At 42.6% G+C, this 20845-nt stretch carries 22 protein-coding genes; 21 read left to right on the top strand and 1 reads right to left on the bottom strand.

The annotated features are described in order from the left end of the window. Window positions 1-95 precede the first annotated feature (95 nt). From IGI92_RS09825 to IGI92_RS09730, 20 genes are all read left to right on the top strand, one after another. On the top strand, window positions 96-1160 hold the full coding sequence (locus IGI92_RS09825) for a M24 family metallopeptidase (protein ID WP_005235349.1): 1065 nt from the start codon (window positions 96-98) through the stop codon (window positions 1158-1160). A gap of 209 nt (window positions 1161-1369) precedes the next feature. Beyond that, window positions 1370-1795 carry an Asp23/Gls24 family envelope stress response protein gene (locus tag IGI92_RS09820; RefSeq protein ID WP_005225770.1) on the top strand — a complete coding sequence of 142 codons (426 nt, stop codon included), beginning with the start codon at window positions 1370-1372 and terminating at the stop codon, window positions 1793-1795. Further along, a complete protein-coding gene (gene nusB / locus IGI92_RS09815; protein ID WP_005235350.1) occupies window positions 1788-2252 on the top strand; it encodes a transcription antitermination factor NusB in 465 nt (154 codons plus the stop codon). The genes IGI92_RS09820 and nusB overlap by 8 nt, the downstream gene beginning before the upstream one ends. A gap of 293 nt (window positions 2253-2545) precedes the next feature. Further along, window positions 2546-3397, top strand: coding sequence for a bifunctional methylenetetrahydrofolate dehydrogenase/methenyltetrahydrofolate cyclohydrolase (locus IGI92_RS09810; RefSeq protein WP_144330573.1), 852 nt, complete (start codon window positions 2546-2548; stop codon window positions 3395-3397). Continuing rightward, window positions 3398-4750, top strand: coding sequence for an exodeoxyribonuclease VII large subunit (gene xseA, locus IGI92_RS09805; protein ID WP_005235354.1), 1353 nt, complete (start codon window positions 3398-3400; stop codon window positions 4748-4750). Next, the gene (locus IGI92_RS09800) at window positions 4731-4952 is read left to right on the top strand and encodes an exodeoxyribonuclease VII small subunit (RefSeq protein WP_301387652.1); all 222 of its coding nucleotides are present in this window, start codon (window positions 4731-4733) and stop codon (window positions 4950-4952) included. The genes xseA and IGI92_RS09800 overlap by 20 nt, the downstream gene beginning before the upstream one ends. Continuing rightward, window positions 4949-5845, top strand: a complete 897-nt coding sequence (locus IGI92_RS09795) for a polyprenyl synthetase family protein (protein WP_005235358.1) — start codon at window positions 4949-4951, stop codon at window positions 5843-5845. Before IGI92_RS09800 ends, IGI92_RS09795 begins: the two co-directional genes overlap by 4 nt. Beyond that, window positions 5842-6663, top strand: coding sequence for a TlyA family RNA methyltransferase (locus IGI92_RS09790; RefSeq protein WP_016620449.1), 822 nt, complete (start codon window positions 5842-5844; stop codon window positions 6661-6663). The genes IGI92_RS09795 and IGI92_RS09790 overlap by 4 nt, the downstream gene beginning before the upstream one ends. 97 nt (window positions 6664-6760) lie before the next feature. Continuing rightward, window positions 6761-7210, top strand: a complete 450-nt coding sequence (argR, locus tag IGI92_RS09785) for an arginine repressor (protein WP_005235362.1) — start codon at window positions 6761-6763, stop codon at window positions 7208-7210. Between the two features lie 15 nt (window positions 7211-7225). Continuing rightward, complete coding sequence (gene recN / locus IGI92_RS09780; RefSeq protein WP_005235363.1) at window positions 7226-8899, top strand: DNA repair protein RecN; 1674 nt, start codon at window positions 7226-7228, stop codon at window positions 8897-8899. A 96-nt stretch (window positions 8900-8995) separates the two neighbouring features. Beyond that, window positions 8996-9727, top strand: a complete 732-nt coding sequence (locus tag IGI92_RS09775; RefSeq protein WP_172634716.1) for an alpha/beta hydrolase — start codon at window positions 8996-8998, stop codon at window positions 9725-9727. 399 nt (window positions 9728-10126) lie between these two features. Beyond that, the gene (locus tag IGI92_RS09770) at window positions 10127-10981 is read left to right on the top strand and encodes a phosphate ABC transporter substrate-binding protein PstS (protein WP_008378479.1); all 855 of its coding nucleotides are present in this window, start codon (window positions 10127-10129) and stop codon (window positions 10979-10981) included. Window positions 10982-11078: 97 nt separating this feature from the next. Then, the gene (gene pstC / locus IGI92_RS09765) at window positions 11079-11999 is read left to right on the top strand and encodes a phosphate ABC transporter permease subunit PstC (RefSeq protein ID WP_005235375.1); all 921 of its coding nucleotides are present in this window, start codon (window positions 11079-11081) and stop codon (window positions 11997-11999) included. After that, complete coding sequence (gene pstA / locus IGI92_RS09760) at window positions 11999-12883, top strand: phosphate ABC transporter permease PstA (protein ID WP_008378478.1); 885 nt, start codon at window positions 11999-12001, stop codon at window positions 12881-12883. The genes pstC and pstA overlap by 1 nt, the downstream gene beginning before the upstream one ends. Before the next feature lie 13 nt (window positions 12884-12896). After that, complete coding sequence (pstB, locus tag IGI92_RS09755; RefSeq protein WP_005225783.1) at window positions 12897-13703, top strand: phosphate ABC transporter ATP-binding protein PstB; 807 nt, start codon at window positions 12897-12899, stop codon at window positions 13701-13703. A 31-nt stretch (window positions 13704-13734) separates the two neighbouring features. Continuing rightward, a complete protein-coding gene (gene pstB, locus IGI92_RS09750) occupies window positions 13735-14493 on the top strand; it encodes a phosphate ABC transporter ATP-binding protein PstB (RefSeq protein ID WP_005235379.1) in 759 nt (252 codons plus the stop codon). Between the two features lie 11 nt (window positions 14494-14504). Continuing rightward, window positions 14505-15182: a phosphate signaling complex protein PhoU gene (gene phoU, locus IGI92_RS09745; RefSeq protein ID WP_008378477.1), complete on the top strand. Its 678-nt coding sequence runs from the start codon at window positions 14505-14507 to the stop codon at window positions 15180-15182. Between the two features lie 523 nt (window positions 15183-15705). Further along, on the top strand, window positions 15706-17268 hold the full coding sequence (liaX, locus tag IGI92_RS09740; protein WP_016612240.1) for a daptomycin-sensing surface protein LiaX: 1563 nt from the start codon (window positions 15706-15708) through the stop codon (window positions 17266-17268). Window positions 17269-17317: 49 nt separating this feature from the next. Next, the gene (locus tag IGI92_RS09735; RefSeq protein WP_086332457.1) at window positions 17318-17626 is read left to right on the top strand and encodes a PspC domain-containing protein; all 309 of its coding nucleotides are present in this window, start codon (window positions 17318-17320) and stop codon (window positions 17624-17626) included. Further along, window positions 17626-17985: a phage holin family protein gene (locus tag IGI92_RS09730; RefSeq protein WP_005225788.1), complete on the top strand. Its 360-nt coding sequence runs from the start codon at window positions 17626-17628 to the stop codon at window positions 17983-17985. The genes IGI92_RS09735 and IGI92_RS09730 overlap by 1 nt, the downstream gene beginning before the upstream one ends. A 63-nt stretch (window positions 17986-18048) precedes the next feature. Here IGI92_RS09730 and IGI92_RS09725 read toward each other — a convergent pair whose 3' ends face one another. After that, complete coding sequence (locus IGI92_RS09725; protein WP_086332456.1) at window positions 18049-19749, bottom strand: M3 family oligoendopeptidase; 1701 nt, start codon at window positions 19747-19749, stop codon at window positions 18049-18051. 157 nt (window positions 19750-19906) lie between these two features. Here IGI92_RS09725 and hprK point away from each other — a divergent pair, with 157 nt between their 5' ends. Next, window positions 19907-20842: an HPr(Ser) kinase/phosphatase gene (gene hprK, locus IGI92_RS09720; protein ID WP_005235388.1), complete on the top strand. Its 936-nt coding sequence runs from the start codon at window positions 19907-19909 to the stop codon at window positions 20840-20842. Window positions 20843-20845 lie beyond the last annotated feature (3 nt).

The following is a 20845-nucleotide window of genomic DNA, read 5'->3' as shown; positions in this document are numbered from 1 at the left end:
GTTTGATTTTTTAGAAAACTTTTCGCTTACTTTCCGCTTTTTCTGGAAGTTTGTTATAATACTATCGTATAGAACAAGAAAGTAGGGAACGATACATGTTAAGAGTTGAAAAATTACGTGAAGCAATGAGAAAAGATTCGATTGATGGGTTCTTGATCACCAGCCCATACAATTTGCGTTACTTGACAAACTTTACTGGTACAACTGGTTTAGCAGTCATTACGTTGGACAAAGCTTTTTTTGTAACAGATTTCCGATATACAGAGCAAGCAGCTGCCCAAGCCCAAGGATTTGAGATCGTAAAAAATAGTGGACCGATTTTTGAAGAAGTTGCAACTATCTGCCAAAAGGAAGAAATCAATGTCTTAGCATTTGAAGAAAGTTTCGTCAGCTTTGCTGAATACTCCGTCTTAGAAGACTTGATTGAGGAATCCTCATTAGCTCCTGTATCTGGTATGATCGAGGCATTGCGGGAAGTCAAAGATGAGGAAGAGATCGCATTGATCCAACAAGCCTGCCATATCGCCGATCAAGGGTTCGAACATATTTTGAAAATGATCCGCCCAGGGATGACCGAAATCGAAGTGGCGAATCAGTTAGATTTCTTTATGCGTTCATTAGGTGCCACAAGCGTATCTTTTGAAACGATCGTGGCCAGTGGTCTTCGTTCAGCAATGCCCCATGGGGTTGCCAGTGAAAAAGTGATTGAACAAGGCGATCTGATCACGTTAGACTTTGGCTGTTACTATCAAGGCTATGTGTCTGATATGACCAGAACTTTTGCTGTGGGGGATCCTGGCGATAAATTGAAAGAAATCTATCAAATCGTGCTAGAAGCACAAGAAAAAGTCTTGGCAGCAGCAAAACCTGGAATGACCGGAATTGAACTAGATGCGATCGCCCGGGATCACATAGCTTCCTTTGGCTACGGGGATGCTTTTGGTCATTCAACAGGCCATGGGATTGGTTTAGAAATCCACGAAGGACCAAATGTCTCCTTCCGTGCTGATAAAGCATTTGTTGTCGGAAACGTCATTACAGATGAACCAGGCATCTATCTTCCAGGAATTGGCGGCGTTCGTATCGAGGATGATCTTTTGATCACTGAAACTGGTAATAAAGTGTTGACACATTCACCGAAAGAATTGATCATTCTCTGATTCATCGACCTTGTTTTTCAGAAAATTCATTGAGAATAGTGGGTTATTATAGATTCTCAGTGCAGAAAATGATAAACTTAGAGCGAGAAGAAACACTGTGCCATGGATGTTATTGATTGAATCAAGCGCTGGCTTGCTTCAAACGGAAAAAACGAGCGATTTTTTTACAAACAATACGGTACAGCTGTTTAGAATGGAGGCAAAAACGTATGAATGAAGATAAAAACCTTGTATTAAATGCAAGTCCTGAATTAGGCGAAATCGTCATCGCGCCAGAAGTGATCGAGATCATTATTGGGATCGCTGCTTCTAAAGTGGAAGGCGTCTATGGGATGCGAGGAACACTGGCAAACAGTGTCACTGAATTACTAGGCCGCGCAGCTCATGGCAAAGGAGTCTACTTAACGATCGATGAAACAGGGATCAAAGTGGATATCTACTGCTATATCACTTATGGGATGTCAGTGCCTAAAGTGGCAATGGAGATCCAAGAACGGGTCAAACAGCAAGTCTTATTTATGACAGATGTGCAACTGGCTGAAGTAAATGTTCATGTTGTGGCAGTCGTGCCAGAAAAAGTAGATTTACCAGACATCGAAGAATTATTTGGAAACGACGAGGAAGAAAATGAGTAAAGAATTATCACGGCATGAAATACGGAAAATGGCGTTACAAGCTTTATTTCCACTAGACTTTAACAAAGATTTAACGAAACAAGATGCCATCATGCATGCCATCGAGTTGGAACACCATGAATTGATTGATGAAGAACAAGAGCATTTTGTCCCTGTTTATTTAGATCAATTAGTGGCAGGTGTCTGTCATTATAAAGAAGCCTTGGATGAAGTCATTCAAAGTCATCTAAAAGCCGGTTGGAAAATCCAGCGTTTATCAAAAATGGACGTGACGATTTTACGAATCGCTTTGTATGAAATGATCTATGTGGATAATGTGCCGAATCGTGTGGCTTTGAATGAAGCGATCGAATTAGCGAAAACCTTTAGTGACGATCAGTCAAGAAAGTTTGTCAACGGTATTTTATCGACTGTCAATCAAGAGCTAGAAACAAAAAACAACCAAGTAAGTGAGTAATTTTTAGCCTTAACACTATCGATCAAAAGAAAACAGCCTTTTTTCGATCGAGGCAGAAACCGAACGATTTGTGAGCAACCGCCTTGTTTTGACGGTCCTGCTTGATCGTTCGGTTTTTTTGCATACACTTTGTCGGTTTGCCCTCGTTTTTTCCGAAAAAAGGGAGCGTTAGACGGTGTTTTTCTTTTCAGAAAATGCTATGATAGAAAACATGAAGAAGCAGATCGACAAACGATTGGTGCGTTTCTTTTTACAAAATAAGTCAGTATAATCAGGTTGGAGGAGTTGTCAGAATGGGTACATTGATCAATGGAAAAGAATTGGCTGAAAAAATGCAAGCAGCGTTTCTTTCAGAGACAGAAACACTAAAAGAGCAGGGTGTGACACCGGGATTAGTTGTTTTACTTGTTGGAGAAGACAAAGCAAGCCAGACTTATGTGAAAAATAAAGAACTAGCTGCGGCGAAAATCGGCATCAATTCCCGTGTTGCCCGCTATCCTGAATCCATTACTGAGGCAGAATTATTAGCAGAAATCGAACAGTTCAATAACGATGATGCCTTTCACGGCATTTTGGTTCAACTTCCTTTGCCAAAACATATCAATGAAGAAAAAGTGCTGTTAGCCATCAAACCGGAAAAAGATGTCGACGGTTTTCATCCAATCAATTTAGGAAAATTATTTGCCGGTGTACCTGACCGAATTCCTTGTACCCCTTATGGCATCATGAAAATGTTTGCTGCATATGGGATCGAATTGGAAGGGAAAAATGCTTTAGTTATCGGCCGCAGCAACATTGTCGGAAAACCGATGGCGCACTTGCTCTTAGGGGCAAATGCCACCGTGACTATTGCTCATTCAAAAACCAAAAATCTGCCTGAGTTAGCGAAGCAAGCGGACATTTTAGTCGTGGCGATCGGCCGCGGTCATTTTGTCACAAAAGACTTCGTAAAAGAAGGGGCCGTGGTGATCGATGTAGGAATGAATCGGGATGCCAATGGCAAGTTGATCGGCGATGTGAAATTTGATGAAGTCGAACCGATCGCTAGCTATATCACCCCGGTACCTAGAGGTGTAGGACCAATGACGATCACGATGTTGATGGCCCAAACGATCGAGGCAGCAAAGGAGACAATGAAAAACTAAATGGCGCAAGAATATTTAACGGTGACCGCATTAACAAAATATATCAAGCGTAAGTTTGACGTCGATCCGTATTTAGAACGGGTTTATTTGACGGGGGAAATCTCTAATTTTCGTCGTCGCCCCAATCACCAATACTTTAGTTTAAAGGATGATGGTGCAAAAATTTCGACCGTCATGTTCAAGGGCGCTTTTGACAAGCTGCGCTTTCAACCAGAAGAGGGCATGAAAGTCATGGCGGTTGGACGTATCACCTTGTATGAGGCAAGCGGAAATTACCAAATGGTGATCGATCACATGGAACCAGATGGTGTCGGTGCCCTTTATCAAGCCTATGAACAATTAAAGCAGAAATTGGCAGCGGAAGGATTATTTTCTGCACCGAAGCAGTCGTTGCCGAAATACCCGAAACGCATCGCAGTCTTGACCAGTCCTAGTGGGGCGGTGATCAGAGATATCATCACGACGACCCAGCGGCGTTATCCCATTGCTCAGATCGTTTTGTATCCAACCGTGGTACAAGGCAACAAAGCCGCGGATGATGTGGTGAAAAATATCCAACGAGTCGAAGCCGATGGTACCTTTGATACTATGATCATCGGACGTGGGGGTGGGTCGATTGAGGACCTCTGGCCTTTCAATGAAGAACGAGTGGCAAGAGCCATTTTTGACGCAAAAACCCCCGTTATTTCTTCAGTGGGGCATGAAACCGATACGACGATTGCCGATTTAGTGGCGGATGTGCGGGCGGCAACTCCGACCGCAGCTGCCGAATTAGCAGTGCCCGTCCTATCAGAAGAGATTTTGCGGATCGAAGAAAGACAAGCCCGATTAGAGCAAGCTTTTATGCACCAGATCCAGTACAAACAAGAACGCTATCAGCGAGTGATTGGATCATATGTTTTTCGACAACCAGAGCGCTTGTATGAGGCACAGTCCATCAAACTCGATCAGTTGCAGCAGCGGATGCAGCAAGGTCTGCAAACCTTGCTTTATGACAAGGATCGCCATGCACAGCAATTGATTTCACGGTTAGCACAACAACAACCAAAAGCGCGATTGCAAGCTAGTAACCAAGAGGTCAGTTATCTTTCCCAACGCTTAATGAAAGCCATGAAAGATATTTATGCAGCAAAAGAAAATCAATTTGCAAATGCAGTCCAATCTCTTGATTTGCTAAGCCCACTGAAAATCATGGGTCGGGGCTACAGCTATACCACGAAAAATGAGCAGGTGATCAAATCGATTGATACGATCGAGCCAGAAGACCAGCTGACGATCCATTACCAAGATGGCCAAGCACTTGTCGAAGTTATTAGTACAGAAGGAGTTAATCATGGCAAATCCAACATTTGAAGAATCATTACAAGAATTAGAACAAATTGTAACCCGTTTGGAACAAGGGGATGTTCCCTTAGAAGAGGCACTAGATGCTTTTCAAAAAGGGATGTTTTTGAGTAAGCAATGCAAGGACACTTTGAGTAAAGCAGAAAAGTCCTTAACAAAAATGATGACAGAATCTAACGAAGAAGTGCCTTTTGAAGAGGAAAACCAATGAGTGCTTTAACAGAATTCACAAAAGAACACGCCCCATTGATTGAAGAAGTCATGGAGCGCTTTGTCAAAGAACACACCTCTGATCAACGATTGTTTAAAAGCATGCAGTATTCGATCCAAGCTGGCGGCAAACGTATTCGCCCGCTTTTATTGGCAGCAACAGTCGCCGCTTTTCACAAACCCGTCAATACCGCGGTGTACCAGTGTGCGGCAGCCCTAGAAATGGTGCATACGTATTCGCTGATCCATGATGATCTGCCAGCAATGGACAACGATGATCTGCGTCGAGGCAAACCTACCAACCATAAGGTTTTTGGTGAAGCTTTAGCGATTTTAGCTGGAGATGGTCTTTTGACGGCTGCATTTCAATTAGTCGCTATGGCGGAGATCGAAGCCAATCAAAAAGTCTTGCTGCTGCAGCAATTGAGTAAAGCGGCGGGAACACAAGGCATGGTCGCCGGCCAAGCAGCTGATATTCAAGGAGAAAACCAAGCCCTTAGTCTTGAGGAACTGATGTCCATTCATGAACGGAAAACTGGAGAATTGATCCGCTTTGCGGTGATTGCTGGTGGTGTCTTAGCCGACCAGACGGAAGAGGTTCTGCATGAATTGGATCGCTTTGCCCAGCATATTGGGTTAGCCTTTCAAATTCGCGACGATCTGTTAGATGCCACTAGTACGACCGAAGAGCTAGGCAAAGTTGTCCGCCGAGATGACGAGTTGGCGAAAAGTACCTATCCTGCTTTACTTGGCTTAGCAGGCGCGCAGCAAGCCTTGACAGAAGAATTAGGCAAGGCCAAAGAAATTCTGGCGCAATTAAGTCAATACGGTCAATTTACGCCGGATGTTTTGTTGGCATTTGTGGAACGATTTGAGATTCGAGGGAACGCATGAAGAAAGAACGAGTAGATGTTTTAGCTGTCCAGCAAGGCCTGTTTGAGACCCGCGAGCAAGCCAAACGGGGAGTGATGGCTGGATTGGTGTACAAAGAAAAAAATAATGAGCGCCTAGATAAGCCGGGAGAAAAAATTGCCGCAGATACACTGCTGCAGATCAAAGGCAAAAAGCTGCCTTATGTTTCTCGTGGTGGTCTCAAGTTAGAAAAAGCACTCAAAGTCTTTGATTTTGACGTAACCGATAAAATCATGTTAGACATCGGCGCATCCACCGGTGGTTTTACTGATGCGGCATTGCAAAATGGTGCCAAAAAAAGCTATGCATTGGATGTCGGTTACAATCAGTTAGCCTGGAAGCTGCGGCAAGATGAGCGAGTGATCGTAATGGAGCGGGTCAACTTCCGTTATGCAAAACCAACTGATTTTTTAGACGGTCTTCCAGATGCCGCTACGATCGATGTTTCTTTTATTTCACTTAAACTGATTTTACCCCCGCTATATGATATTTTGGTAGCGGATGGCGAAGTGATGGCGCTGATTAAACCGCAATTTGAAGCGGGCAAAGAAGCAGTCGGGAAAAATGGGATCGTTCGTGATCCCAAAACCCATGAACGAGTGTTGGAGGAAGTACTAGCATTTGCTAAGAAAACAAACTTCGATGTCTTAAACCTAAGTTTTTCACCAATCACTGGTGGCGAAGGGAATATCGAGTTTATCGTACATTTAAAGAAAAGCCTGCAAGAAGGTACCGCAGCAGGGATCGATATCCCGAAAGTTGTTGCATCAGCACATGAGACCTTTCATCAACCAAAATAAAGAATGGAAGAGAGTGGACATTTTACTTGTCGGCTCTCTTTCTTTCTTGCGCAAAATAGGATAAAATTAGTAGGAATTCATTCAGGAGGAACAAGAGATGAGAAAAAAAGAACGGCATCGCTTGATTACACGATTGTTAAGTGAACAAGATATTCAGAAACAAGAAGATTTTGTCGAGTTGTTAAAAGATCGCGGCGTCTCAGTCACACAAGCAACAATATCAAGAGATATCAAGGAATTGAAGTTAGTAAAAGTTCCTTCCCAAAAAGGTGGCTATCGCTACAGTATCCCACAAGAGACAACGGAAGACGTGAGTGGTAAACTAGATAAAATCCTAAAAACGGCTTTTGTTTCTGTCGATCGAATGGACAAATTTGTGATCCTGCGCACACTGCCAGGTAATGCCTCGGCTTTGGCGAATTTAATCGATAAACGTTATGCCAAGGAATTATTTGGCACGTTAAACGATGATGACAACGTCTTGATGATCACTAGAACAGAAGCAGATACCGAGAACCTATTCAGGGATTTCCAACGTTACGTTTAGAAGAGGAGGCAAGGGATGCTTTTAGAATTGTCGATCCAAAATTTTGCGATTATTTCCAACTTGCACTTATCTTTCCATGAGGGAATGACGGCACTGACAGGTGAGACAGGTGCCGGGAAATCAATTATTATCGATGCGATGGGTTTGCTAGCAGGCGGTAGAGGTTCCAGCGACTATTTGCGTCAAGGAGCAGAGAAATGCCGTTTAGAAGGGATCTTCGAATGGCCGAATCAGCAGGAGTTCAAAGACTTGACCGCAGATTTAGGTATTGATGAAGAAGAAGTTTTGATCGTACAACGAGATATCTCTCAATCGGGGAAAAATATTTGTCGTGTCAATGGTCGAACCGTTACCTTGTCGGTTTTGCGTCAAATCGGTTTATTCTTGGTCGATATCCAAGGACAAAATGAGCATCAAGAGCTGCTGCAGCCAGAAAAACATTTGACCTTGATGGATGGGTTTGGGGATGATAGCTTTAAAGCGGAGCTTGCGGATTACCGTCAAGCCTATCAAAGCTATCGCTCTTTAGAAAAACACGTCAGGACCATTCAAGAAAATGAACAGCTATATGTCCAGCGAATGGACATGTTGCGTTTTCAACAAGAAGAAATCGCCCAAGCAGAATTGATGGAAAATGAAGAAGAACTGCTGATCGATGAACGAGAAAAACTGACCAATTATCAAAAAATCGTGGATGCTCTAGGGCAAAGCTATGGTGCCTTATCTGCCGAAGAAGTCAATAGCCTAGATGGGGTCAGTGTAGCTTTATCCGAGATCCAGTCAATCGCCCATCTTGATCCGGCTTACGAAAAAATCAGTGAAGTGATCCAAAGTGCGTATTACTTGTTGCAAGATGCAGCTACTGATATTTCGCGGCAAGTCGACAATCTTGAATTAGATGAAGGCCGACTGGAAGAAGTCATTTCGCGGCTGGAAACGATTCGTCAATTGAAGCGCAAATACGGGGAGTCGATTCCTGTGATTCTTGCTTACTATGATGAGATCAGTAAAGAAATCAGCGAGTCTGCCTATACAGAAGGTCAGTTGGAGCAATTAGAAGAAGAGCTTGCCCAAAAAGCTGAAGCAGTTTGGCAGCTGGCGGAAGCCTTGCACGTCAAACGACGTGAACTGGCTCATCGTTTAGAAAAAGAAATCGTTCAAGAGTTAAAAGAGCTGTATATGGAGCACGCACAATTTGAAGTACGGTTTGCACCTGGCTCAAAACAATTGAGTAGCAGCGGATTTGACACCGTAGAATTTTATTTGACCACAAATCCTGGTGAAGGCATGAAGCCGTTGGTGCGGGTTGCTTCTGGGGGAGAACTTTCACGGATCTTACTGGCCCTCAAATCAATTTTCTCTCGGAAACAAGGAATCACCAGTATTGTTTTTGACGAAGTTGATACTGGGGTTAGTGGCCGAGTAGCCCAAGCAATTGCTGAAAAAATCGCCAAGATCGCAGCCAATTCGCAAGTTTTGTGTATCACTCACTTGCCGCAAGTAGCTGCTGTAGCGGATAATCAATATTTTATTGAAAAAGCAATCCAAGAAGGACGGACAGAAACCCACGTCCGTAAACTATCTAAAGAAGAACGGGTGGCAGAGATCGCCCGTATGCTCTCAGGTGCAGAAATCACCGATTTAACGATCGAACATGCACGAGAACTATTGGCACTTGCACACCGATAAAAATTGGGAAACATTCGTAGAAAGATTCAGGAGATGATGGACCAGCAAGTTTCGTCTGCCATCCTTTCCTGATCTTCTTTTTTGCAGGAGGATATGATGAGAAAAAGAACAAAAGTTTTGATTGGTGTATTGGTCACCGTTGTTATTTTAACTATTGCCGGTTGGATCGGTTGGCAACAACTACACTACCCAGCAGTTGATGCTGCAGTCACAGCTGCGAAAGAGGCAGAAGATGAGGGGAATGCCCTTTATTTTGTTGGAGATGAAGAAAAGCCATTGGTTATTTTCTATCCCGGCGCCCTTGTCGATGCGGAAAGCTATAGTGTATGGGCAGCAGGTTTAGCGGAAAAAGGCTATCCTGTCGCGATCGTTAAAATGCCCTTTAACATGGCTGTTTTATCAGGCAATCGTGCAGAAGAGGTCTTGAAAGAAATTCCCCATAACTCCTATGTCATTGGTGGTCATTCATTAGGTGGGGTAATGGCGAGCCGTTTTGCAGCGAATCAATTGGCTGCAAACGACAAGGATTTAAAAGGGGTCTTTTTCTTCGCAAGCTATCCCGATGAAAAAGGGTCTTTGGCTGATCAGTCGATTTCTGTGCTATCGTTGACAGGGAGTCAAGATCAGGTGGTCAATCAAGAAAATTGGCAAGCTGCCCGCAGCTTCCTTCCAGAATCTACCACGTTCCAAACGATCGAAGGCGGCAATCATGCTGGCTTTGGTACCTATGGGTTACAAAAAGGAGAAGCCGCCGCTGATTTATCAAATGAAGCGCAGCAAAAAGCCATCGTTGTGCAGATGGCTGCGTGGCTAAGTGAATTAGAGTAAAAAAAGACGGCAGAAGATGCATAGAAATGCTTCTTTCTGCCGTTTCGATTCAACAGACATTTTGGGGAAATGTTGATGAAATCGTGAAAACGCTGAACATAACAACATATTGTACTTGATTGGGGAAGCAAGATTAATAATTATGTTCTTTTAAAATACGTTTCCTCTCACAGTATAGCATAGCATACCTTCTGGATGCACGTAATTTAATTAAGAAATTCTGTCATTTTTTTTACGAAACAGTTATTTTGAAAAAGAAAAAAAGCGTTTTAAATAAACGAACGGACGCTGTTCCAGAAAAAAAAGCAAATAATAATTTTCATTAAATTCAACTAATGGTAAAATGAAAATAATTGATTTTTAAGATCAATGACTTACGAAAGTACAAGGAGCGTTATGATGAAAAAATTTAAACTTCTAAGTCCTATTATCGGATTGGTTATTTTACTCTCAGGATGTGCAAGCTGGGCAGATAGAGGAGAATCGATCACCGCAGTCGGTTCCTCTGCTTTGCAGCCGCTAGTAGAAACAGTTGCAGAAGAATTTCAAAACTCAAATCCAGGACGGTTCATCAATGTCCAAGGAGGCGGAAGCGGAACCGGACTAAGTCAAGTCCAAGCCGGTGCAGTCGATATCGGAAATTCTGATTTGTTTGCGGAAGAAAAGCCAGGAATCGATGCTGATGCCCTTGTTGATCATCGGGTGGCAACGGTGGGAATCACACCAATCGTTAACAAAGGAGTTGGTATCACAGACATTTCCACAGAAGATCTAAAAAATATCTTCTTAGGAAAGATCACCAATTGGAGCGAAGTCGGTGGAAATGATCTGCCGATCGTTTTATTGAACCGGGCGACAGGTAGTGGTACGAGAAGCACGTTTGAAAAATGGATCATGGATGGCGAAACCGCTATTCCTTCTCAAGAGCAAGATTCTAGTGGGATGGTACGCTCGATCGTTTCTGATACACCAGGGGCTATTAGCTACGTTGCATTTTCTTATGTGACTGATGAAGTCAATGTCCTTTCAATTGATGGCGTTGAACCTACGATTGAAAATGTGACGACGAATGATTGGAAAGTTTGGGCGTATGAGCATATGTATACAAAAGGAGAACCAACCGGATTAACTGCTGAGTTTTTAGAATATATGCTTTCTGACGAAGTCCAAGAGCATATCGTTGGGGATCTAGGCTATATTCCAATTTCCATCATGCAGGTGGAAAGAGACTGGGAAGGCAACATTGTTGAATAATCTTTACACAAAATTTACACAAGCTTTAACAGAAATTGATGTTGAACCGATAAACTAATGGTTATGAGTTTAGTTTGATTTTTGAGGAGGAACCCTCGTGGAAAATGTAAAAGAAGTGTTAACAAAAAAATCTAAGCGCGCAAGAATGGAACAAAGAGGAAAACTAATCAGTTTTCTTTGTATCGCGTTGATTGTTTTGGTTGTGATCTCCATTTTTTATTTCGTTGCTAGCCGAGGATTAGCGACATTCTTTGTAGACAAAGTCAATGTGTTTGACTTTTTGTTTGGTACCCAATGGAATCCGAGTGCTGTGGGACCTGATGGACAACCGTTAGTTGGTGCCTTGCCGATGATTCTAGGATCGTTCTTCGTAACGTTCTTATCAGCGATCGTGGCAACACCTTTTGCCATCGGTGCAGCCGTCTTTATGGTAGAAATCTCACCTCGTAATGGAGAGAAGATCTTGCAGCCGGTCATCGAACTTTTAGTCGGTATCCCTTCAGTTGTTTATGGATTCATCGGTTTGTCTGTCGTTGTACCAGCAGTCCGCTCCGTTTTTGGCGGTACTGGTTTTGGGATCTTGGCAGGGACGTTTGTCCTGTTTATCATGATCTTACCGACAGTGACTACGATGACTGTCGACGCTTTGCGGGCAGTTCCACGGCATTATCGTGAAGCTTCGTTAGCTTTAGGTGCGACTCGCTGGCAAACGATTTACAAAGTTGTTTTACGAGCAGCTGTTCCTGGTATTTTAACAGCGGTTGTTTTTGGAATGGCGCGGGCGTTTGGTGAAGCATTGGCAATTCAAATGGTTATTGGTAATGCGGCATTGATGCCAACTAGCTTAGTGACACCAGCTTCAACATTGACTTCTATCCTAACGATGGGTATCGGAAATACGATCATGGGGACAGTCCAAAATAATGTTTTATGGTCATTAGCCTTGATCTTGTTATTGATGTCCTTACTATTTAACATTGTTATTCGCTTTATTGGGAAGAAAGGAGCCTTGAAATAATGAATGCAAAACGTTCAGATAAAATTGCTACCGGCGTCTTGTATGCCGTTGCTGGAATCATTGTTTTGATTTTGGCTTCCTTATTACTGTACATTTTGGTTCGGGGGGTTCCTCACATTAGCTGGGAATTTCTGACCTCTTCTTCAAAAGCGTATCAAGAAGGCGGCGGGATCGGCATCCAATTGTTCAATTCCCTTTACTTGCTTTTAGTAACAATGATCATTAGCTTCCCGATTTCTTTAGGAGCGGGGATCTACTTATCAGAGTATGCAAAGAAAAACTGGTTAACGGATATCATTCGGACATCGATCGAGATTTTGAGCTCACTGCCTTCAGTGGTTGTCGGTCTCTTTGGTTTCTTAGTCTTTGTTATTCAGTTTGGTTATGGCTTTTCAATTATTTCTGGTGCCTTGGCATTGACCTTCTTCAATTTGCCACTATTGACGAGAAATGTAGAAGAATCACTTCAAGCGATTCATTACACGCAACGTGAAGCAGGCTTGTCTCTTGGGTTGTCACGTTGGGAAACGGTCACACGCATCATTGTTCCAGAAGCAACACCAGGGATTTTGACTGGGGTCATTCTAAGTTCTGGTCGGATTTTTGGTGAAGCGGCAGCGCTGATCTATACTGCAGGACAAAGTGCACCGGCCCTTGATTTTACAAACTGGAATCCATTGAGTGTTTCCAGCCCGATCGGTCTTTTCCGACAAGCGGAGACGCTGGCAGTCCATATTTGGAAAATCAATACAGAGGGCACGATGCCTGATGGCGCACAAGTTTCAGCTGGAGCTTCGGCAGTATTGATCATTGCCGTCTTGCTATTTAACTTTGGCGCCCGTGCAGCTGGCAAACGGTTGTACAAGAAAATGACGTCAGCATAAGGAGAATGACAGTATGAACGATTACAATTGGGATGATCGAAATATCATTACCTTCGATAAACCAGAAGATGTGGCGCTTTATACCACTGACTTGCATGTATGGTATGGATCAAATGAAGCCATCAAAGGCATTGATCTACAATTTGAAAAGAATAAAATCACCGCATTGATCGGTCCCTCTGGTTGCGGAAAATCAACGTATCTGCGTTCCTTGAATCGAATGAATGACGGAATCGCAAATACGAGAGTCACAGGAAACATCATGTACAAAGGGGTCGACGTGAACACGAAAGAAGTCGATGTCTTCGAAATGCGTAAGCGGATCGGCATGGTTTTCCAACGACCAAACCCTTTCAGTAAATCGATCTATGACAACATCGCCTTTGCTTTGCGACGTCATGGAGAAAGAAACAAAAAGAAATTGGATGAAGCAGTCGAAACCAGCTTGAAACAAGCCGCACTTTGGGATCAAGTAAAGGACAGCTTAGACAAAAGTGCTTTGGCATTGTCCGGTGGACAGCAGCAACGTCTGTGTATCGCTCGAGCAATTGCGATGAAACCAGATATTTTGCTTCTAGATGAACCAGCTAGTGCCCTTGACCCCATCTCAACCGGGACAGTGGAAGAAACTCTTATCAACTTGAAAAACGACTATTCAATCATCATCGTGACCCACAACATGCAGCAAGCTGCTCGGATCAGCGATTATACCGCCTTTTTCTACTTAGGAAATGCGATCGAGTACGATGAGACCCGTAAGATATTTACTCGTCCAAAAATTAAAGCAACAGAAGATTACGTATCCGGTCATTTTGGCTGAGCCGATTCGATCAGTAAACGGAGGCAAAACAATGGCAGAAGAAATTATTACATCGAAAGATCTGCATTTATACTACGGAAAAAAAGAAGCATTAAAAGGAATCGACCTTTCCATCAAAAAAGGCGAGATCACTGCGATGATCGGTCCTTCAGGTTGTGGGAAATCGACCTACTTGCGTTCTCTTAATCGAATGAATGATTTGATCCCTGGTGTGACAATTACAGGAAGTGTTGTCTATAAAGGGAAAGACATTTATAGTCCGAAGCAAGACATCGTTGATTTGCGTAAAGAAATCGGAATGGTTTTTCAGCAACCGAATCCATTTCCCTTTTCAATTTACGAAAATGTGATTTATGGGTTAAAATTAAAAGGAGTCACGGACAAGGCGATTCTTGATAAGACGGTAGAGGAAAGCTTGAAAGCAGCGTCTGTCTGGGAAGATGTCAAAGATAAGCTTCACCAAAGTGCGCTATCTTTATCCGGTGGACAACAGCAGCGGGTATGCATCGCTCGGGTATTGGCTGTCGATCCAGAAATCATTTTGCTGGATGAACCAACCAGTGCGTTAGACCCAATTTCATCTGGGAAAATCGAGAATACCCTTTTGGCACTGAAAGAACGCTATACCATGATCATCGTGACTCACAACATGTCACAAGCTTCAAGAATCTCAGATAAAACCGCGTTCTTTTTGGACGGCAACTTGATCGAGTTTAATGACACGAAAAAAGTGTTCCTAAGTCCAAGCAAAAAAGAAACAGAAGATTATATCTCAGGAAGATTTGGTTAGGAGGAAAAGGGATGTTGCGTACACAGTTTGAAGAAGAATTATTAAATCTACACAATCAATTTTATGAGATGGGGATGCTAGTCAGCAGCGCGATCCACAAATCCGTACGAGCATATGTCAGACATGATAAAGCAATTGCTCAAGAAGTGATTGAAAATGATTTGGCGATCAACAATATGGAAGTTCGTTTGGAGAAAAAGAGCTTTGAAATGATTGCTTTGCAGCAACCAGTAACCACCGATCTACGAATGATCATTACTGTAATGAAAGCCAGCTCTGACTTGGAACGAATGGGAGACCATGCAGTATCGATCGCGAAGTCAACGATTCGGGTCAAAGGTGAAACACGGATCGCCGAAATCGAAAAAGAAATTTCTGATATGTCGGATTATGTGAAGAAAATGGTCGATAATGTTTTAGTTGCCTATGTAAAAACTGACCAAGAAGATGCCCGTATGATTGCCCAAATGGATGATCGGGTCAATGAGTATTACAAAGACATCTATTACAAAACGATCGAGAGTATGAAAGAAAATCCGGAAACCGTTGTTAGTGGAACCGATTATTTATCTGTTGCACAGTACTTAGAACGTATCGGTGACTACGTAACGAATATTTGTGAATGGATCGTGTATCTTGCTACTGGGAAAATCAGTGAATTGAATACAAACCGTACGGAAATGATTTAAGAAACCAGCTTAGGTTCTTGATCACTTATCTCTTTTAAAAGAGATGGGACAGACCGCCGAAAGAAGTTGACCTTTAAGGAGTAACTTCTCTCGGCGGTCTTTTTGATTTGGAAGAATCACTGAAATAGATGACGTGAACAAGATAGACAAATTATAAAATGGCTTCCCTAAAGATGGACAATGGAAATCGATTCTATCGTACCCGAATTTTTCAAGTTGAACCTTCTGCTCTTTTCATCCCCGACGCAGTGAAATGAACAATAGATCATTTACTCTAGCAGGCCTATTCCTCAAGGCTGCTATTAGCTGAAACTTTTGTTTCCAATGGTTTTTCGTGGTACTGTTAAGATAAGGAAGATCGTTTTGTGCCTAAAGTAATGAAGAAAAGTGCCGGTTCTGCTTGCCAATCTGCAGATTGAGAAAAACTTGGTACTTAAGACCTATGACACTTTTGCAAAAACAAGGCATAATAGGTTCGTAAGCTAAACTTGCAATCACACATTTGCTGAAGGAGGCAATTTCCATGAACGAAAGAGAACGTATATTGGATCTAGTAAAAAAAGGTGTGCTTTCTACAGAAGAAGCCTTAGATTTACTAGAAGGTATGGCAAAAGCCAAAGACGAAAAACAAATTAACAAAGCTGCTGCTGAGGTAACCGCGGATAAGAATGCGACAAGCCCATTTGATGATACTGAAAATGACGATGAGATGTTCACGTTTGACGGCGAAGAAAAACTTCGTCAAAACGAAGCGCAAGACAAAGAAAATCTTGAAAAGATTCTTGATGGCTTAGCAACGGAAGCCAACCAAGCATCTGCTGAGTTGGACGAAATCAATGCTGAAATTCTTGGCGTCAAAGAAGAATTAAAAGAAGCGCAAGAAACTCTGATGCAATTGAATACCAAAGAAGAATTGGATCAATTGTCAGAAGAGGAATTGGCAACACGTCATGAAACAGAAGCGACCATTACTGGCTTAGAAGAAACGTTAGATGGCTTAACCGAAGAAAAAGCAGAATTGGAAGCAAAACTAAAAAATATTCGCAAAGACCAATGGTCTCAAACGAAAGAGAAAATCTCTCAAAAATTAGATATTCCAGAAGATTGGAAAGAGCAAGCGACCGATACTATCAATCAAGTAAGTGAAAAAATGGTCGATGCCAGCACCCACTTCGGACACTTCTTGAAGAAAACGGTTCGAGCAGTAACGGATTCTGTTAACGACAACATGGAATGGAAAGATATCAACTTGAAAGTTCCCGGTGTTGCAGCGACGAAATTTGAACACACATTCAGCTATGACGAAACGGCAGCGACATTGATCGATGTGAAGTTAGCCAACGGCAATGTTTCCTTCCAATTATGGGATGAACCAGGTGTCAAAGTAGATGCCAAAATCAAACTATATGGTAAAATGGATGCGGCGGAGCCTTTCGATGCTTTTGAAGCAAGAAGCCAAATCAATGTCGATGATGAACGCATCTCCTTCCAAATTCCAAACAAACGCATTCGTGCCGATCTGGTTTTCTATTTACCAAAACGTACCTATGATCATGTGGCAGTAAAACTATTGAACGGAAATGTTACATTCAATGAATTGGATGCAAAAGATGTTTATACAAAATCAACAAATGGCAATATCGATTTCCGCAAAGTAAACGCATCGATGTTAGAGATTGAAGGCGTGAATGGAACGATCACTGTTCAAGAGGGTGAGATTTTAGATGCCATCATCGAAACAGTGAATGGCGACGTGACGTTGACAGCCACACCACAAAACACCGGTATTTCTTTAGTAAACGGCAATATCCGTGTGACCTACAAAGAAGAAACGGTCCAAAAATTAAACGCCAGCTCTGTAAATGGCAATGTTAAAGTAGCATTACCTGCAGGGATCGGTTTTGAAGGGATCGCCAAAACAAGTTTAGGTAGCATTAACAATCGCTTAAGTGAGATGGAAGTTGTACGGGAGAAAAAAGAACGCCTAAACCAACTATTGCAATTCCGTCGGGTTGCCGATAAAGTCGCACAAATCGATCTATCCACAACAACAGGAAATGTCTTTATCAAAGATACAGATAAATAAGAATAGTTGAGTATACACTCATTAAAGAAAAGAAGGAAGGTGTAGATAAATGAACAAAAAATTAACAAAATCAGCCAATAACGTTGTCATTACAGGGACTCTAGGGGGTCTGGCAGAATACTTACGAATTGATCCAACTATCGTTCGCGTGATCTATGTCTTTCTATCTTTAGTGACTGCTGCGTTTCCTGGAATCACTTTATATATCATCATGGCGGTCTTGATTCCTTCAGGACGCAAGAGCACCTCAGGATATGGTCATGACAATCGATATTACAAACAAAACAAATACAATGAAGCAAATCGTCCCCGTAAAGAAGCGGAAAAGGTAGAGGATGAGGACTGGAGTGACTTCTAGTGTCTTATTTTCAACGGCTTATCATGAATACACTGACGTTTGTCACATTGGCGGTTCTATTACCAAATATGATCCACGTTCAAAGTATTATGACTGCAGTGATCGCCAGTTTTGTACTGTCGATCCTGAATGCTTTGATTAAACCAATTCTGATCGTCATTTCATTTCCATTGACTTTACTGACGCTTGGGTTTTTCACCTTTGTGATCAATGCGCTCATGCTGAATTTGACTTCGTATTTTGTTGGGTCAGCCAACTTCGGCTTTTCCTCGTTTGGGGCTGCTTTATTAGTGGCACTGATCATGTCAGTGATCAATATGATCGTGACCGAACACCATATCGAAAAATATTCACGTTAAAAAGACGTTTCACGTTTTCTCCTACTAGCTACGAAGCTAGTGGAGAAACGGAAACGTCTTTTTTTAGTTTAACTGTTCTTCTTTGATGGCTGACAGATACGTATCTACTGCCTGTAACGTTTCATCAAGCGCTCCTTTTTCAAAAGGTGAACGTAGATGAGCCAGAGCCAGGATCTCAAGAAATGTTTTCGTGCCGCCGACTTCGCAAATGGCCAAATAATCTTGCCAAGCGGTTTCGTCTTTTGCCACGATGAATCGATACCAAAATTGGAACGCACACACTTGTGCCAATGTGTAATCGATATAGTAGAAAGGTGATTCAAAAATATGCCCCTGTCTGAACCAATACAAGCCACGATCAAGGTCTGGATACTCTGAATAATCCCGTTCTGGACAGTATTGGCGCTCTAATTCCCGCCAACGGGCTTTGCGCTGTGCTGGTGACCACTCAGGATGCTCATAAACCTCTTGTTGGAAGTGATCCACTAAAACGCCATAAGGCAGAAATTGCAGGCTGCTAGCAAGATGCGCAAATTTGTATTTTTCTGTTTCTTCTTCGAAAAAGGCATCCATCCATGGCCAGGCGATAAACTCCATCGACATTGAATGGATCTCGCAAGATTCATAATTGGGAAAGAGAATTTCCGGTTCTTTGATCCAACGAGAGCGAAAGGCTTGAAAGGCGTGGCCAGCTTCGTGGGTCAAAACATCGACATCGCCCGAAGTACCGTTAAAGTTGGCAAAGATAAATGGCGCTTGATAGTCTTGGATAAAGGTACAGTAGCCGCCAGATTGTTTGCCTTTTTTGCTTAGTAGATCAAGTAGGTCATGCTCGACCATAAAATCAAAAAATTCGCCAGTTTCAGGGGATAGTTCCTGATACATCACACGGGCTTTTTCTACTAGTTCTTCAGGAGTTCCTTTAGGCTCTGCGTTACCACTAGGATAAACAAGTGGCAAGTCGGTAAAGGTTGCCTGAGTCAATTGATTACGCTGCGCCTGTCTTTGGTACAGCTTTTGGGTAATTGGGACGACTTTTTCTAAAATTTCCCGACGATAGGTCTCGATCATTGAACGATCATAGTCCCAACGATTCATTTGGGTATCCGCAAAGGCAACATAATTTTCAAAGCCGAGCTTGTGGGCGATCTTAGTACGAACCTTGACCATCTCGTCATAAATTTGGTCAAAACGTTCTTCATTTTCCGTGAAGAAAGCCGTTTGTTTTTCAAATGCTTCTTTACGAACGCTGCGATCTTTATTTTCGGTAAATGGTCGCAGTTGTGCGAGGGTATAGGTTTCTCCTTGGAAGTCGATTTGGGCAGAAGCGACCAATTTGCTGTAATCGGAAGCCAATTGGTTTTCTTTTTGAAACAATTCGATCAAGGCATCATCAAAAAGCTTCACGCGGCTTTCGGCAAACAAGAAAAGTGTTTCTGGATATTCGGCTTTTAATTCATCTAAGACCGGTGAAGCCAAGAGTGCTTGATAGAATTGAAAATCCAGAGCTTCAAAATGAGGCTGGTATTCATTCCAGAAGGTATCTTCTGTTTCATAAAAGGCATCGTTGGTATCGATCGAATAACGGATCGAAGCCAAGTTCATTGCGGTATCGATCGTTCCTCTTAGTTCGTTCAAAGCATCAAGAGCTTGCTTCGCCTCCGAGAAGGTATCGGCTGACTGAAGGTTTGCTAATGCTTTTTTGAATGTTTCTTGATAGACTGGAAAATCAGGGCGTTGATACGTGTATGCTGAAAATTTCATTAAAAATCCCTCCTTAGTAAAATAATAACACAAACGAAAAAGAATGAGGACTTCTATTGGCGAAGGTAGTAACTTTACTGATAGAATGATAAAATAGAACCAGAGTGTCGTTTACAAGAAGCAGCGGCAAGAATCATTGAGAAAAGAGGGGAAACCTATGGCAGAAACCGTCAAAGTCAGCGAGCTGGCGGAGGCTTTAAATTTAGAGATAGTTGAAGGAACTGAAAACAGTTTAGAAAGAGAAATCATTACCGGCGATATTTCCCGACCTGGTTTGGAATTGACGGGTTATTTTAATTACTATTCCCATGATCGTCTGCAATTATTCGGCAGCAAAGAGATCACCTTTGCGGAACGAATGATGCCAGAAGAACGCTTGATGGTGATGCGCAAAATGTGTGCCGATGATACACCGGGATTTATTGTTTCTCGCGGCTTGGAAGTACCAGCAGAAATGATTCAAGCCTGCAAAGAACATGAGATTACGATTCTACGTTCGCCCATCTCAACGTCACGTCTGCAAGGAGAGCTTTCTAGTTTTCTCGATGGGCGTTTAGCAACAAGAACCAGTGTCCATGGGGTATTAGTGGATGTCTATGGCTTGGGCGTTTTGATCCAAGGCGATAGCGGAATTGGTAAAAGCGAAACAGCATTAGAGTTGATCAAACGTGGGCATCGGTTGATCGCTGATGACCGTGTGGATGTGTATAAGCAAGATGAGTTGACTTTGGTGGGGGAACCGCCGAAAATCTTGCAACACTTGATCGAGATCCGGGGAATCGGGATCATCGATGTCATGAATCTTTTTGGTGCCAGTGCCGTACGAGGGTATATGCAGGTTCAAGTAGCGGTGTATTTAGAAGCTTGGGCGAAAGACAAAAAGTATGATCGACTAGGAACCGATGATACGACGGTTGAAATTGGTGGCGTTGATGTACCACAAATCAAAATCCCCGTGAAAACTGGTCGAAATGTTGCGATCATTATCGAAGTTGCTGCCATGAATTTCCGGGCGAAAACGATGGGTTATGATGCAACGAAGACCTTTGAAAATCGATTGACGCAATTGATCGAAGAAAATTCTGGAAACTAGAGA

This window comes from Enterococcus sp. DIV2379, assembly GCF_050542965.1.
GTDB classification, from domain to species: Bacteria; Bacillota; Bacilli; order Lactobacillales; family Enterococcaceae; genus Enterococcus_D; species Enterococcus_D entomosocium.
This window is presented reverse-complemented; position numbering and strand designations above follow the sequence as displayed.